The 15999-nt window shown below is 40.1% G+C and carries 13 protein-coding genes, 1 riboswitch and 1 other annotated feature; of the genes, 7 read left to right on the top strand and 6 right to left on the bottom strand.

The window, feature by feature from the left end:
- Nucleotides 1–35: 35 nt before the first annotated feature.
- Entirely contained in the window at nt 36–1730 is a 1695-nt protein-coding gene (gene argS, locus AA980_RS00070; protein WP_024028898.1) for an arginine--tRNA ligase, read from the bottom strand.
- A 51-nt stretch (nt 1731–1781) separates the two neighbouring features.
- Nucleotides 1782–1996: a binding site (T-box leader), on the bottom strand.
- Between the two features lie 100 nt (nt 1997–2096).
- Between argS and AA980_RS00060 the strand changes: the two genes are divergently transcribed.
- Nucleotides 2097–2351, top strand: coding sequence for an alpha/beta-type small acid-soluble spore protein (locus AA980_RS00060; protein WP_024028896.1), 255 nt, complete (start codon nt 2097–2099; stop codon nt 2349–2351).
- Between the two features lie 39 nt (nt 2352–2390).
- On the opposite strand, the gene AA980_RS00055 is transcribed toward AA980_RS00060, so the two are convergent.
- Nucleotides 2391–2963, bottom strand: coding sequence for a TetR/AcrR family transcriptional regulator (locus tag AA980_RS00055; protein ID WP_024028895.1), 573 nt, complete (start codon nt 2961–2963; stop codon nt 2391–2393).
- Between the two features lie 186 nt (nt 2964–3149).
- Between AA980_RS00055 and AA980_RS00050 the strand changes: the two genes are divergently transcribed.
- The 3 genes from AA980_RS00050 to AA980_RS00040 are packed head-to-tail and all read left to right on the top strand — an operon-like array spanning nt 3150 to nt 7008.
- The gene (locus tag AA980_RS00050) at nt 3150–4721 is read left to right on the top strand and encodes a spore germination protein (protein ID WP_034724214.1); all 1572 of its coding nucleotides are present in this window, start codon (nt 3150–3152) and stop codon (nt 4719–4721) included.
- On the top strand, nt 4718–5920 hold the full coding sequence (locus tag AA980_RS00045) for a Ger(x)C family spore germination protein (protein WP_024028893.1): 1203 nt from the start codon (nt 4718–4720) through the stop codon (nt 5918–5920). The genes AA980_RS00050 and AA980_RS00045 overlap by 4 nt, the downstream gene beginning before the upstream one ends.
- Complete coding sequence (locus AA980_RS00040) at nt 5917–7008, top strand: GerAB/ArcD/ProY family transporter (protein ID WP_024028892.1); 1092 nt, start codon at nt 5917–5919, stop codon at nt 7006–7008. The genes AA980_RS00045 and AA980_RS00040 overlap by 4 nt, the downstream gene beginning before the upstream one ends.
- A 240-nt stretch (nt 7009–7248) precedes the next feature.
- Here AA980_RS00040 and AA980_RS00035 read toward each other — a convergent pair whose 3' ends face one another.
- Genes AA980_RS00035 through AA980_RS00025 form a run of 3 tightly spaced genes read right to left on the bottom strand, consistent with a single transcriptional unit; the run spans nt 7249 to nt 9815 of the window.
- Nucleotides 7249–8031 carry an ABC transporter permease gene (locus AA980_RS00035; protein ID WP_024028891.1) on the bottom strand — a complete coding sequence of 261 codons (783 nt, stop codon included), beginning with the start codon at nt 8029–8031 and terminating at the stop codon, nt 7249–7251.
- Nucleotides 8032–8037: 6 nt separating this feature from the next.
- On the bottom strand, nt 8038–8841 hold the full coding sequence (locus tag AA980_RS00030) for an ABC transporter permease (RefSeq protein ID WP_024028890.1): 804 nt from the start codon (nt 8839–8841) through the stop codon (nt 8038–8040).
- Nucleotides 8838–9815, bottom strand: coding sequence for an ABC transporter ATP-binding protein (locus tag AA980_RS00025; protein ID WP_024028889.1), 978 nt, complete (start codon nt 9813–9815; stop codon nt 8838–8840). Before AA980_RS00025 ends, AA980_RS00030 begins: the two co-directional genes overlap by 4 nt.
- A 257-nt stretch (nt 9816–10072) precedes the next feature.
- Between AA980_RS00025 and AA980_RS00020 the strand changes: the two genes are divergently transcribed.
- Nucleotides 10073–10912: a nuclease-related domain-containing protein gene (locus AA980_RS00020; protein WP_407937446.1), complete on the top strand. Its 840-nt coding sequence runs from the start codon at nt 10073–10075 to the stop codon at nt 10910–10912.
- Between the two features lie 636 nt (nt 10913–11548).
- Here the strand turns inward: AA980_RS00020 and AA980_RS26725 are convergent.
- Complete coding sequence (locus AA980_RS26725; RefSeq protein WP_152681075.1) at nt 11549–11680, bottom strand: hypothetical protein; 132 nt, start codon at nt 11678–11680, stop codon at nt 11549–11551.
- A gap of 135 nt (nt 11681–11815) precedes the next feature.
- Nucleotides 11816–11959, top strand: a riboswitch (cyclic di-AMP (ydaO/yuaA leader).
- Between the two features lie 137 nt (nt 11960–12096).
- Between AA980_RS26725 and AA980_RS00015 the strand changes: the two genes are divergently transcribed.
- The gene (locus AA980_RS00015; protein WP_024028887.1) at nt 12097–13923 is read left to right on the top strand and encodes an APC family permease; all 1827 of its coding nucleotides are present in this window, start codon (nt 12097–12099) and stop codon (nt 13921–13923) included.
- A gap of 400 nt (nt 13924–14323) precedes the next feature.
- A complete protein-coding gene (locus AA980_RS00005) occupies nt 14324–15562 on the top strand; it encodes an MFS transporter (protein ID WP_024028885.1) in 1239 nt (412 codons plus the stop codon).
- Nucleotides 15563–15999 lie beyond the last annotated feature (437 nt).

Genomic DNA, 15999 nt, shown 5'->3' with positions numbered 1-15999 from the left:
ATACCAAATTAAGCCAGTTATGAAACAAAACGAACTTACATTTCTTCCGGTGCTTCAACGCCTAATAACCGCAAGCCTTCTTTAAGGACGACTGTCACGCAGTAAACAAGTGCTAAACGCGCCGGCTGCTCCGCACTTTCTTCAAGGACTTTTACTTGGGTATAATATTTATTAAATGCCTGGGCAAGATCAACTACATATTTGGCCACCTGTGATGGGTCAAGGTTTGCACAGGCACGTTGAATGGCATTCGGGAATTCGATCAGCATGCTTATTACCTTCCACTCTTTTTCCCAAGCCGTATGGAAGTTGGCGGGAGGTACATCCGCCTGCCAATTGCCCTTTCGTAAAATAGAGCAGGCACGGGCAAATGTGTATTGGACATATGGACCCGTTTCGCCTTCAAAGCGAAGCATTTCCTCTAAGGAAAATTCAATATCGTTCATCCGATTGTTCTTTAAGTCGTGAAAAATAACGGCTCCAACACCCACTTGTTTGGCCACTTCATCTTTATTTGCCAGGTTTGGATTTTTTTCTTCGATACTATGTCTAGCCATCGCAATCGACTCTGTTAACACCTCTTCGAGCAGCACAACTTTGCCTTTTCGTGTCGACATTTTCTTGCCGTCCTTTAGCATCATTCCAAACGGAACATGAACCATGGTCTCTGCCCACGTATAACCCATTTTACTTAACACAGCAATTAATTGTTTAAAATGAAGGCTTTGCTCATGCCCAACAACGTATAAGGATTTAGCAAAATTGTAATTTTCCTTGCGATAGAGTGCGGCAGCTAAATCACGGGTCGCGTAAAGTGTCGCCCCGTCTGATTTTTTAATCAGGCAGGGCGGCAGCTGCTCATCAGTCAGCTCAACAACCTGGGCTTGATCGGATTCTACCAATAATTGCTGTTCCTCAAGCAGGCGAACAACTCGGTCCATTTTATCATTATAAAAAGCTTCACCAGCATACGAATCAAATTGGACGTTTATCAACTCGTATATTCTTGAAAACTCCTTTAATGATTCGTCGCGAAACCACTGCCATAGCATTAGCGCTTCCTCATCGCCATCCTCAAGCCTTTTAAACCAGCCCCGGCCTTGGTCTTCAAGTGATGGGTCGGATTCTGCCACATCATGAAACTTAATATAAAGTGCGAGTAACTCCTTAATCGGGTTTTGTTTTACCTTTTCGATATCACCCCATAGTTTATAGGCGGTAATTAACTTCCCGAACTGCGTACCCCAGTCACCAAGGTGATTAATTTTGATTGGTCTATAACCGCACTTTTCAACGATAAGTGCCAACGAATTTCCAATAACGGTTGAACGCAAATGCCCCATTGAGAAAGGCTTAGCGATATTCGGTGACGACATGTCAATTGTGACATTGCCGCCGCCCCCGAATTCATGGACCCCAAAATGGTTTGTTTGCGTGACAATTTCACAAATAACTTTTTCTGAAACCAGCTTTTTATTTAAAAATAAATTTAGGTACGCTCCCACCACTTCAGTTTGTTCGAAAATGGGTGACTGTATCTTTTCACTTAGTTCTTGGGCAATCATATTTGGTGATTTCCGTTTTAGTTTTGCTAGCGTAAAGCATGGAAAAGCGAGATCACCGTGCGATGCGTTTTTTGGCTTTTCAATCAGCTGTTCCAATTCAGCTGCTGAAATTTCTTGTTCAAGCAACTTAAACAGGATGGCTGCAAGCTCCTTTTTAAAATCCATTTTTTATAACCTCCTTAATTTTTTTAAATACAAAAAACCCCCGCCTCTATATAAAGAGACGAGAGTTTGAATATCCCGCGGTACCACTCTAATTGTTCAAAAAGAACCAACTTTCCCTTTGTAACGGAGCATTCTCCGGCGTACCCTACTCGGTTTCGGGTTTGCATCTCAAAAGTGCGCTTCATTATCTGATCTGTATCAGGCTCACACCGCCCCCGACTCGCTAAAAGATCCTCGATAACTACTCTCTTTTTCATTGATTTTTCCATCTTAATTATCAGTTATTATACTGGAAAGATAAGGAGTTATCCAGTCATTATTGAATTTTTTTATTAAGGTAATCCTATTAACAAAGGAGGGATTTTTGTGGCGAGAAGAAATAAAATACTTGTACCGGAAGCACGGAGAGGTTTGGACGAGTTAAAAGCAAAAGTCGTTCAATCTGGAAGCCCGGAACATGCCAAATTCGAAGCAGCCGAAGAGGTGGGGGTTCCCTTGAAAAAAGGCTACAATGGACAGCTCACATCCGAGCAAGCTGGAAAAGTCGGCGGTAGACTCGGCGGAAGCATGGTTCGCGAACTTGTCAAAATGGCGCAGGAAAACTTAAGTAAGAGACAGTGACCTTTGGGGCCAACTTTATCAGGCCCCTTCGTTTATTTTTCACGTCGGAAGCCCTTGTAATAAAAACACCTTCATAATCTCAGCAATTTGTTCCGAGCTCAATGGTGCATGATTTCTTTCCCAGTCTGAAACAAGTGCGATATACATTTTTAAAAGCAGAAAACTAGTAATTTCTGTGTTAGCTGCAGGAATGGCTCCTTTAGAAATGGCAGTCTCAATTTTTTGCTTTAAATAGGCGATAATCTCATTTTCAACATGCTGGAGCATTTCCGACACCGCTAATGTTCCCATTTCCGCTTCCTCTTGGACAAGCTTAATCATAAGCTGGTGCTGGGAGCGGAATTCTAATAATCGGTACAAAGCACGATGGACATTTTCCGTAAACGGTAATTTCGGCTGGATGACTGAGTCCGCCTCGACAATCATTTCCCTTACCAGCGAGGAGATAATCTCCTCAAACAATTCTTCTTTATTTTTGAAAAAGGTATAAATGGTTCCCTTTCCGACATTCGCAAGCTTCGCAACCTGATCCATTGTAGTTGCTTTATAGCCAAATAACGAAAAGGACTTAGTCGCTGCCGCCACAATCATTTTTCTTCTGTCGGGTGCCATACAATCCACCATCCCCATTGACTAATTTAGTTCTTTGGTCATATCTATTTAATTTCACTATAGCACAGTCAATATTTCCTTTCAATTTTTCTGTAAAGTTTTTGAAAATCAACAAAAGGATTCTGAATAAATGTATATACCCCCTCCTAATTGGAAAAATATACACAGGTTAAATAAGGGGGCCTTATGATGTTTCGGTTCCGCAAACGAAAAAATAAAAAAATTTCTCAACTTCCTTCTAATTACCAAAATGAAGCGTTGAGTTCAATCCTTTCAACAAACGAACAAATGTTAATGGCAATTTTTCAAAACTGCTCTGACTTTATTATTCGCCCTATATTTGTAGATGGCGAAACTAACATTATTTTGTTTTATTTAGATGGCTTAACAGACACGAAAACGCTCGAGAATGTACTGTTAAAACCACTGATGTTTGAGGGAATTCCCACTGGATTAGGTGAGGTTCATACGATCCAACAAATAATTGAGCAGCAATTATTCGCGGTTACACCCGTTAAGACCGTTTCAAACTATGACCAACTAGTTGATGGGGTCTTAACAGGCAATGTCGGTATTATCGTTAACGGGGAGACAACAGGGTTAGTCGCCGATTTCAAGAGATCAGAACAACGGAATATTGAGGAACCGGCGACAGAGGTCACTATACGCGGTCCAAGGGATGGTTTTAATGAATCGATCCGAACAAATACTGCGCTCTTGCGTAGAAGGATTCTCAGTTCCCGACTCAAACTTGAGTCATTAACCATTGGCGAATTATCGAAAACAAGTGTAGAGATTGCCTATATCGAGGGAATTGCTCCTGAAAACCTTTTGGAAGAGGTCCGCAGCAGGCTCGGCGGTATCGAAATCGACGGGATACTCGAATCGGAGTATATCGAGGAGTTTATTGAAGATAATCCCTATTCACCCTTTCCGCAAATTCAAAATACCGAAAGGCCAGACATTGTCATCGCTAATCTTTTGGAGGGAAAAGTGGCGATTATTGTTGATAATACTCCATTTGCCCTCATTGTTCCCATGACATTCTGGAATGGGTTGCAGGCGGTTGAGGATTACTATGAACGGTTTATCTATACCTCCTTTATTCGCTTTATTCGTTATATTTTGTTCATTATTTCGCTTTTTTTGCCATCTATTTATGTTGCTCTTACAACTTATCAACCGAGACTCATTCCGACGACACTGCTAATCAGCGTCTCCGCAGCACGGGAAGGAGTCCCGTTCCCCTCTATCATCGAAGCATTGGTTATGGAGTTTGTGTTTGAGGGTTTAAGAGAAGCAGGGATTCGCCTCCCAAAAGCCGTTGGGTCAGCTGTCAGTATTGTCGGGGCACTTGTCATCGGGCAGGCTGCAGTCCAAGCAGGAATTGTCTCGGCACCAATGGTCATTGTCGTGGCCACAACTGGAATTGCCTCATTTGCCATTCCTCGGTACAATCTCGGAACAGCACTGCGGATGGTCCGATTTGCCATGCTGATTTTGGCCGGTATCTTTGGAATTTACGGGATTGTGATTGGCTTTATTGCACTGACCATTCATCTTGTTAATCTTCGCTCCTTCGGCGTTCCCTATTTTAGTCCAATAGCTCCGCTGATTCCTGGAGATTTAAAGGATGTTTTGATAAGAGGACCAAGATGGACTTTCCAAAATCGCCCGACGTTTATTTTCGGCAGAGATAAACAGCGGATACCAGCTGGTCAAAAGCCTAGTCCAAAACAAGGGAGGGACGACCAATGAAAGGAAGTCAAATTCTTTGTATTGGATTTTGCCTCTCCATACTGTTTATCTCAGGATGCTGGGACCGGAAAGAATTAAATGACCGGGCCATTTGGCTGGCAACAGGATGGGACATCGGGGAGAATGGCGGTGTTCAAATCAGCGGTCAAATTGTCATCCCCTCCAACATTCAAACCCAAGGCGGAGGCGGGGGAACTATGACGAAGGGGTTTTTCAATATTTCAGAAAGCGGAAAGGATTTCAGCGATGCATTGCAAAATTTACAGGCGAAACTGCCAAGGGAGGCCTTTTTTGGTCAGCGTCGTGTTGTATTCTTTGGGGAAGAATTTGCAAAACGTGGTTTAAAAGCGGAATTGGACATAAATAATCGAAGCCCGGATGTCAGCCTTCGGACAGATGTTTTTATCGTCAAAGGAAGTACTGCAAAAGAGGCCCTAAATCTTGCTAATCCTCTAGAGAGCCATCCTGCTGTTGCTGCTTTAAAAGAACACGAACAAAGCGGAGGTAGAGGTGATACCGCTTATTTAAATTTTTTAATAGCAGCTAACAGTACGGGATTTCGCCCAACCATACCCGTAATCGAAATTAGTCAGTCACAAGAACGAAAACACTCGGGGCAGCAGAATTCTGCCAACCCTCCACTTTTGAAGATAGCGGGAGCAGCTGTTTTTGACGAAAACCTTAAAATGATTGGCCGTTTAAATATGAAGGAAAACAGACATTTGCTTTGGGTGATGGGGCTTCTAAAAAAACTAACGATCAGCATTCCCCAAAAAGATGGCAACGCAAGTATTGTTTTAACGAAAATAGACAGCAAAATTAAACCAATAATCAGCAAAAACAATCGAATAAGATTTACGGTTTTTTTGACTGGAGAAGGTGCTTTAATGGAAAGTAATTCAGGAGTAAATGTGGAGTATTCAAAGAACCTTTCTCTTCTCCAAAAGAGTTTTGAAAAATATACCCAAAAGCAAGTTCAGCAAACAGTAACAAAGGTGCAAAAAGAATACGGTCTCGATATCTTTGGCTTGGGTGAAGTCATTCACCGAAAACATCCGCGCCAGTGGAAAACGCTAAAAAATGGCTGGGACAAAAAGTTTTCAGAAGCAGAAATTACAGTAAAAGTGGACTTAAAGATTAAACAAATCGGTATGTCAGGTCCTTCCCTTTTGTTTAAAGAAAGTGAGATAAGAAAATGAAACTGACTGGATTGCAACTCTTCTGGCTGATGTTCTCTTTCGAAACAGGAAATATGCTTCTGCTTACCATTGGACCAACAGCACAGGAGGCCAAACAGGATGCGTGGATTTCCTTTTTGGCCGCCAGTGTTTTGGGGATTGTGATTGTCTATATCGCCTGCAAAACAGCTCTTTTGTTTCCAAAACAAACGTTAATCCAGTTCAGTAAACTGATATTGGGTAAGTGGGTTGGCACGATTGTTATAATTGTCTATCTATTACAATGGTTTGCTGTTATCGGTAACATTTTAAGAGAATTTGCCGATTTCACAATTACCATTCTGCTTCCGTTTACTCCTCCCTGGGCTCTGATACTAACCATGCTTTTATTAATGATTTATGTAACCTGCATTGGGGGAATCGAAGGAATTGGACGGTGCAGTGAGGTTTTTGGAACCATTATGTTCTTGTCATTATTTGCTTTGCTTATTCTTTCTGTACAAAATGTAGATCTCCAGCGAATACTTCCTATTTTTACCGACACTGGAATTAAGCGGATATGGAAAGGAGCATTAACCCCGCTGGCTTTTTTAGGAGAGTCGGTGATGGTTTTAATGCTCATCTCGTTCATGGATCAGCCTAAGAAAGGCCTAAAATGCGCCGTATGGGGCATTACTGCATCCGCATGTATCGTTAGTACCGTTGCCTTTTGGGTATTGATGACTTTAGGTCCCGAGTTAACAGCTAATCTGCGCCATCCTGTATTCGATACAGTCAGCTATATTTCGGTATTGGATTTTATCCAAAACCTGGAGCTTATTGCAGTCCTAGTCTGGATCCTTAGTGTATTTATCAAATTATCGCTCTATTTCTTTTTTGCAAGCTACGGTACTGCACAATTGTTCAAAATGAAAAACTGGCGAAAAATGATTTGGTTTACGGCGCCTTTTTTCTTCGCCCTTGCTGTTTTCTATCCAAGTAGTTCCTACACCTTCGGCTATATGAAAACATATATGGTTTATTTTGTCTTACCTGTAAATATAGTAGGAATCCCCCTCCTGCTCTTGGTTGTTGGGAGTATTCGAAAAAAATTCACCATAAGTCATTAATAACTTTTCTGAATTATGCCGGTAATGGGATATACTAATCAAACGTTTGATTAAATGCGGGTTGGAAATGTGCTTTACTAATCAAACGTTTGATTATTTATTTGAGAAGGATAAAACCCTATACTAATTAGGTATTTTTATTAATGTGGTATACTATACAAACGTTTGATTAAATAGCGGTCAACAATGAGATATACTATACAAACGTTTGATTGAAATTTACACCGCTATTCCATAGATTTACGAACCCGTGGACCGATAGTGCCTGACACCAAATTGCCAGACAAGAAAACACGGAAGGATGAACAGGCTCCCCAGAACGGGAGTCAGCATATGAATTAGCTCGTTTCCGTCTCCTTTTCCGAGAATATATTGTAATGGCAGATAATTTACAGTTCCAAAAGGAATCACATAAGTAAAGAAACGGGCAACCCATTTTTGATAAATATTTAACGGGTATTGCGCCATCTCTCTCCCTCCATCGGTAAAAATACTTGCTACCTCAAGACCTTGAACCGTCCAAAAACACATCGTGGCGGCAAGCATATAGATTCCCGTGAAAATAAACACACCGCTCACAATCATCAGCGCAAGGGTAATGGCTTTGATTGTGCTCCACTCGATGGGAAGATTGCTTAAAGCCCAGACTAAAACAATCACACTCTGAAGTAGTCGGCCAACTCTTGTAAACTCAAATTTTGAACCAAGGACTTGAACAAAGGTGCTTCGCGGCCGCACAAGCAAGCGATCAAACTCCCCTTTGACGACAAGGCTAGAAAACATGTCAAAACCGCGCGCAAAACATTCGCTCAGACTGAAGGCCATATGGATAACCGCAAAACAAAGCGCCACCTCGAAAAATTGCCAGCCCTTTATTTGCCCAAATCGTTCAAACAAAAAGTAAAGACCGACAAAGATGGAAAAAGGGATAAAAAACTGGCCAATTGATAGCAGCCAAAACGAGGTGCGGTATTGCATTTGCGATTTGAAATGGATTGAAAGATATTTAAAATAAAGTTTCACCGCTTTCTAACCTCCCTGGACAACTACTTTTTTTAGTACACCGTTAAGTGCTTTTCTCCCCATCCAAACGAGGACAGTCAGATAGGACAGCTGAACGAGAATTCCGATGATGGCATCTTGCTCCGGGATATGTCCGGAATAGACCCGAAATGGAAAATCGGCTGTCCAGCGAAACGGAAGCACATAGGCAATTTTTTGCAGCCAAACCGGCATCAATGGCACAGGAATAACCAAGCCGGCAAAAAATTCACTAAGAACGCCAAATACTAAGAGCGACCCCATCGGCGACAACGTGATAAAGACAGAGATATATAAGAACATCGAGATCGCCACCAACAACAGTAAGCCCAATAGTAAGGCGCTTAAAAACAATAAAAATGCCCATATGCTAGGCGGGGGTTCTAGATTGTATGGTTCGGGCAAAAGATAGGCAACGATTAAAATCGGGAAACAGCGTAGCAAAGCGCTCGACAAACGTTGTGCGAGGAGCTTCGCATACCAAAATCCGTAAAGTCCGCTTGGCCGGCAAAGCTCATAAGCGATATTCCCGCTTGTAATCAGATCGAAAAGTTCATTGTCACGAAACCACATCATGACGAAAACAAGAAACGCCTGCTGCAGCCATATGTATTGAATTAATTCTTTTAAGGAAATGGGCGGTGTTTGGGCAGCGTGTTCGTAGAATGCTTCAAATACCATAATAATAATAAATCCCCAGAAAAATTGCGTCGCCACCCCGGCGAGTGCCGCCGCCCGATATTGCATCCCCATATTAAGCCGCAGCCTCAATACTGCTAGATACATCTTCATATTTGATACTCCTTGTAGAGCTGGACGATAATGTCTTCGATTGGCTTAGTTTCAATCGTGACATCGAGGAGTTCAACCTTGTTAGATAAATGGGTAATGACTTCTGAGGGTTTTACCCTTTCCGTATCGATGCTCAGCACTATTCTTTCAGGTGTCCATGAAAGTGCAGCGGTCCCGGGGATTTGGATGGGATCAGTATTTTTTGCATAATCAGCCGTGATTATTTTAGTGGTGCCGAATTGTTTCCTTAATTCCTCTAGGTTTCCATCATATAACAAGGTGCCCTTACCTATTAAAATGACCCGGTCAGCCAAGGCCTCAATATCATTCATATCGTGTGTCGTCAGAATGACTGTGACTCCTTTTTCCTTATTAATTGTTTTGATAAATTGGCGGACAGCAATCTTTGAAACAGCATCAAGTCCGATGGTCGGTTCATCTAAAAATATTATTTTCGGATTATGAATCAGGGAAGCAGCAATCTCGCAGCGCATTCGCTGCCCTAAGCTTAGTTGACGGACAGGTGACTGGACGATTTCTTGCAGTTCAAGGGTTTCTATGAGTAAGTCAATCGTAGATTTATATTCTTGTTGTGGCACCTTATAAATATCTTTTAGCAGTTCAAATGAATCAATCACCGGCACATCCCACCATAGCTGAGAGCGTTGACCGAAAACGACGCCAATATTTTTCACATATTGAGTTCGGTCTTTCCACGGTGTGTAACCCATAATCGTGCACTTCCCGGTGTCAGGCACCAAAATGCCGCTCATGATTTTGATTGTTGTCGATTTGCCTGCACCGTTCGGTCCGATATAGCCGACTATTTCTCCTTGTTTAATAGAAAAAGAGATGTCCTTCAATGCGTTAATAGTTGTATGTTCGCGGTAGAAAAGTGCCTTTGCCGCCTGCCGCAGTCCCGATGAACGCTTGGCAATCTTATAGGATTTGCTAATGCCTTCTAAGTGAATCAACTTGTTTCCCCTCCCCTGCTTTTTTGAGTCACAGAGGAAAATAATAGCATTAAAGATGTTTTAGTGTCAAGAATTTTCTAAATATTACTTTTTTAAAAACGTTCGCAAAATATTCACTCCTATGATCCAAAAGCTTCTATATTTTCTAATAAAATGTACTTGGAATAGAAGAATTTTTTGAAAGGTAGTGGAATATGTTCCTTAAACCTCGCACTGAATCAGATAAGATCAAGATTTTAAGGATATTAAACGCAAGAATGAACCTGCCTGAAAGTGATAAACAGTATTTTTTAAATCTGAAAAAGGGTTTTGAAGGGGAAGTGATGTTTGATAAGTTAACTGAAAAACTTGAAAATGAATCTTTAATAGTAAATGATTTACTGCTTAAAAGTAACAATACAACATTCCAAATTGACTCTATTGTTATTAAGGAAACTCTTTATCTCTTTGAAGTTAAAAATTATGAGGGCGACTTTTATTACCAATCAGACAATTTCTACCCAATGAACGGGAATAAGATTCAAAATCCTCTACACCAGTTAAATCGAAGCGAATCACTGCTCAGCCAACTATTATTGAAGCATGGGTACAGGATTCCCATAGAAGCATGGGTGGTATTTATTAATCCCGCTTTTACCCTATATCAATCACCCAAGGACAAACCTATCATTTATCCGACACAACTTGATTTTTTTATGAAAAAACTAAATGCTTCACCATCGAAACTAAATGGACGACACCATAAACTTGCAGAGCTATTAGTCTCACTTCATCAACATGAATCTCCGTATAAAGAGTTACCCAAATATGAAGATGATCAATTAAAAAAAGGAGGAACTTGCAAAACATGTCACTCATTTTCTATATCTGTAAATGGACGGAGAATAATATGTGAGGAATGTGGGTGTGAAGAAGATCTTGAATCTGCTGTAATGCGGAGTGTGAAGGAGCTTAAGCTGCTATTTCCTGACAAAAAAATTACAACCAATGATGTTCTCGACTGGTGTCAAGTAAAGGTGGCTAAGGCAAGGATAAGCAGGATTTTAAAGAAAAATCTTAAAGCCAGTGGGTATGGTCAGTGGTCTTATTACGAGTAAATAAGAAAATTATCAGTGCGTAAAATAATCCCATCTGGCACCTAGAAGCCAAATGGAGGTTATTTTACGCTTTTTTATTCATCAATACTCTTTATTGGGTACAACCTTCTCTTTTTTCTTAGTGGATTGCATCCAATACCCCCTATTGGGTGCGTCTTTTCCTTTTTGGCTTTGTGTTTTGCATCCAATACCCTCTATTGGATTCACTTTTCTCTTTTTCACTTCGTGTTTTGAATCCAATACCCCTTATTGGATTCACTTTTCTCTTTTTCACTTCGTCTTTTGCATCCAATACCCTCTATTGAATTCACTTTTTTCTTTTTCACTTCATCATTTGCATCCAATACCCTCTATTGGATTCACTTTTCTCTGTTTCGCTTCATGTCTTGCATCCAATACCCCTTATTGGATTCACTTTTCACTTTTTCACTTCAAGTTTCAAATCCAATACCCCCTATTGGGTTTACTTTTCTCTTTTTTGCTTCATGTCTTGCATCCAATACTCCCCTATTGGATTCACTTTTCTCTTTTTCACTTCAAGTTTCAAATCCAATACACCCTATTGGATTCACTTTTCACTTTTTCACTTCAAGTTTCAAATCCAATACCCCCTATTGGATTCACTTTTCTCTTTTTTCATATTTTTTTGTCCTGCCTTACCGGCATACCTCTGTTTTCATATTCGGGATCGCCATATAGTTGAGAAATTTCTTTTGCCAATTCGTCTAAAAACTCATCTGTTAATAACGGTTTCTTTTGTGTAGACATGTTATCCATCCTATTCTGTTGTGAAATATCATTATTATTTACCTATCAGGGTTCAAGGAATCACAATAAACCAAACATTAAAAAATTTTTATTTACTTTTTTTAAGCACGGGAGTATGATAATCAACAGTTTCAAATTTCTAAATCGCTGAAACCTTTTGGTACGGGGGAACCATTTTTTCGGGTTATTTATAACCCAAGGGGTGAATCCTAATTAGGAAGGGCTACTCAATGGCCCGAATCCGACAGCTAACCTCGTAAGCGTTATATGAGAAGGAAGGTGGAGCTTGTGGGACATGGAACGTAATGTCTACAGGTCTATTCATTTATGACTTGTAGGCTTTTTTTGTTTTAAATTATTGTTTTTTACAGGAATTTTTAAAAAAAAGAAAACTAACTATACGGCGGTGAACGGCTGTGATTTCTTCTATAAAGAGGTTTTTAATTGGACGTCCTTTAAAATCAACGGCTTTAGGGGAACAAAAGCTTATTAAAACAAAAGCATTAGCGATTCTTTCTTCGGATGCGTTATCGTCTGTTGCTTATGGTCCTGAACAAATATTAATTGTCCTTGTTACATTGGGAACTCTCGCCTTTTGGTACTCCATTCCAATTGGTATCGGAGTCTTAATCCTTCTAGCCGCTTTAATTCTATCTTACCGCCAGATTATTTTTGCCTATCCACATGGTGGAGGGGCTTATGTGGTTTCGAAGGAAAATTTGGGGGTTACTCCAGGACTAATTGCCGGAGGATCGTTATTAGTTGATTATATTTTAACAGTCGCCGTGAGTATCTCTGCTGGCACAGATGCCATTACATCTGCTTTTCCTGCTTTACATTCTCATAAGGTAGGCATTGCGATTATATTCGTCCTGTTAATAACAATCTTGAACCTAAGAGGGATAACAGAGTCCGCTTCGATTTTAGCCTATCCTGTTTATTTATTTGTGTTCGCATTATTTATCTTAATTGCAGTCGGGTTATTCAACATCTTAACAGGTAAAGTTTCACCAGATTTATCTGCACCCCTTGGTACACCTGTAGCAGGAATTAGTCTTTTTATTCTTTTAAGGGCATTTGCTTCCGGCAGCTCTGCACTTACAGGGGTTGAGGCTATATCCAATGCAATACCAAACTTTAAAGACCCAGCTCCGAAAAATGCAGCCAAAACATTAATGGCCATGGGAATTTTACTAGCATTACTTTTTTCTGGTATCGTATTTCTAGCCTATTATTACGGAATTTCTCCTCGTGCTGATGTTACGGTCGTCTCACAAATTGCGGAGGCAACCTTTGGACGGAATGGAATGTATTACTTTATCCAAGGAACAACGGCATTGATTTTAATCCTTGCTGCCAATACGGGCTATTCAGCTTTTCCATTGCTGGCTGTGAATCTGGCTAAGGATAAATTTATCCCAAGAATGTTTACTATTCGAGGTGACAGACTGGGTTACTCCAATGGCATCATCATCCTTGGATTTGCTTCTATCCTTTTAATTATAGCTTTCAATGGTCAGACGGAACATCTAATCCCTCTTTATGCAGTTGGGGTTTTCATTCCGTTTACGCTGTCGCAAACAGGAATGATGCTGAAATGGATTCGTGAAAAACCTCGCGGATGGATAGTCAAGCTGATTATTAACACAACGGGAGCATTGATTAGTTTTACTGTTACGATCGTGTTCTTCTTAACTAAGCTCGATCGGGTATGGCCTGTGTTCATTTTCCTACCCCTAATCATTTTTGTCTTTCACAGAATAAGAAAGCATTATGTGGCAGTAGGTGACCAACTACGGATCACAACTTGTGAGCCTGCAGTTCCGATTGAAGGAAATGTCATCATAGTACCTGTTGCGGGTATCACTCATGTGGTTGAAAACTCAATCAATTATGCTAAATCTCTTTCAGCTGACCAAATCATTGCTGTTTATGTTTCTTTTGAAAGGGAAGATGAAAAAAAGTTTGAAGAGAAATGGAAGATGTGGCAGCCCGATGTTCGAATCGTGACCCTTCACTCTCACTATAGGAGTATTATTCAACCATTGACTAAATTTGTTGATACGGTTGAACATAAAGCGAGTGAATCAAATTATCAAGTCACGGTGGTCATCCCGCAATTCATTCCCAAGAAAGGCTGGCACAATATTCTCCATAACCAATCAAGCTTACTGATCCGTTCATTTTTGCTATATCGGAGAAACGTAATCATTACAACTGTGCCATATCATTTAAAAAAGTAAAGAACAAAACAAACAACATCTAATCCCGAGGATCAGATGTTGTTTGTTTTGGACTAACGATTTTCTCAAGATCTTTAAATAGCAGTAACGAATATTATTAAGAGGATTATACCTTCTTTGCTGTATAATTATAGTAGCTACTCCATATCTATGAAGAAGGTAATTCTTCATGGCACTCGTACAACTCTTTTAGAATTTGGGAATGCAGCAAAACTTAAACTAAGCCATACATTAGCATCGCCAATAGTCACCTCTAAATATATTCCGTCAGAACATCTCCCAGGCCTTAAAATAAGTGATTGGAAACAAGATTATTTATATGGATTACAAAGACTTGGGCTTGAACTTATGTTGCATTCAACAAAAGAATAAAAAATTAAAAAGTAGGCGGGATCAAAATATGGCGACACTCCTTTTAGTGATAATTTATTTGGCTTTTATCAGTTTAGGTTTACCTGATTCATTGCTTGGGGTAGCGTGGCCTGTGATGCAATCTGATATTGGGGCCCCATTGGAGACGGCTGGATTCCTTTTTATGACCATTGCAGGTGGCACTATTATCTCCAGTTTAGCCAGCGGGAAGGTGCTTAGAAGGTTCGGGACTAGCAAGGTCACATTTGTCAGCGTCTTAATGACTGCTGGTGCTTTGCTAGGATTTCATTTTGCTCCATCGATAATTTGGTTATTTGTATGTGCTATACCACTTGGATTAGGAGCAGGAGCGATCGATGCAGGTTTAAATGATTATGTCGCTACACATTATAAGGCACACCATATGAGTTGGTTGCATTGTTTTTGGGGAGTTGGAGCAACTCTTGGCCCTATCATTATGGCTCAGTTTATTTCCGGACAAAATTCTTGGAGAAACGGATATTTTGCTATTTCTGGAATTCAGCTTGCGTTAGCTATAATCCTTTTCTTCACTTTGCCCTTATGGAGCAAAGTGAAGAATAACAGCAATATCACCTTGAATGGAGGAACCGAAGAGTCAAAAAGTCTTTCTTATGATGAAGAAGTTAATGAAATAAAACCTTTACAAATCAAAGGAGTTAAACTGGCTCTTACCTCCTTCTTATTTTATTGTGGGGTTGAAGCAACAGTGGGTCTTTGGGGAAGTAGTTATTTGGTAAATGTTAAGGAGTTACACGCAGCACATGCCGCACAATGGGTTTCCTTTTATTACGCTGGAATAACAATTGGTAGATTTATTACAGGCTTTATTACCTTTAAGATTAGTAATCTTACTCTCATTCGGATGGGGCAAATAATAGCATTATTGGGTGCCGTACTTCTTTTCCTACCATTGCCATCCATTTTCTCACTTGTAGGTTTTGTAATGACTGGATTGGGATTAGCGCCGATATTTCCGTGTATGTTACACGAAACACCAACACGTTTTGGGAAGAAGCATTCCCAGACAATTATGGGCTATCAAATGGCTTTGGCCTATACAGGCAGTACATTTTTGCCACCGCTTCTTGGTTTCATTGCAACACATTCAACAATAGGAATCTTCCCGCTCTGTATTGTTGTTTTTGTCGCAGTAATGCTCCTAAGCTCAGAAAAATTAAACAACTTACTTAAAAAGAAAGATTTAACAACGAGGAAAGACACAAGTCAACAGCATTTTAATCATTAGATGAAATGATTATCTTTACATAAAATAAACATGAACGACGAAAAAGAGGGTGCAAGCATACTAACGGGTTCCGTTTCCTATCACAAACATTAAAAATGTATGTTAAAATGAGTGCCAACTTGTATATGAAATTGTCACTCGTCTTTTATTGGTTTAAAGCCTTTTCTGTTGAAATTACATAAAAATTTGTATGGGAAAATGCACCCCAAATTGTAGGGGTACAATGGCTGTTGTACCCTAACATTTTTACCTCCAATTTGATATACAAATTGGATTACAAAAATGCTAAAAAGACACATATAATTGGATATATATGTTAACCCGAAATAAAGTTTGTGAAAAAGTGTACTCACGCTAACGGGGCAGGTTAGCATTCCTGTAGATCGTTAAATATCAGGTTTGAAAAAAACAGAGCCCCTCAGTAAGATACGAGTATA

Origin of the sequence: Neobacillus vireti, assembly GCF_001026695.1 — a bacterium.
Lineage (GTDB): Bacteria > Bacillota > Bacilli > Bacillales > Cytobacillaceae > Neobacillus > Neobacillus vireti.
This window is presented reverse-complemented; position numbering and strand designations above follow the sequence as displayed.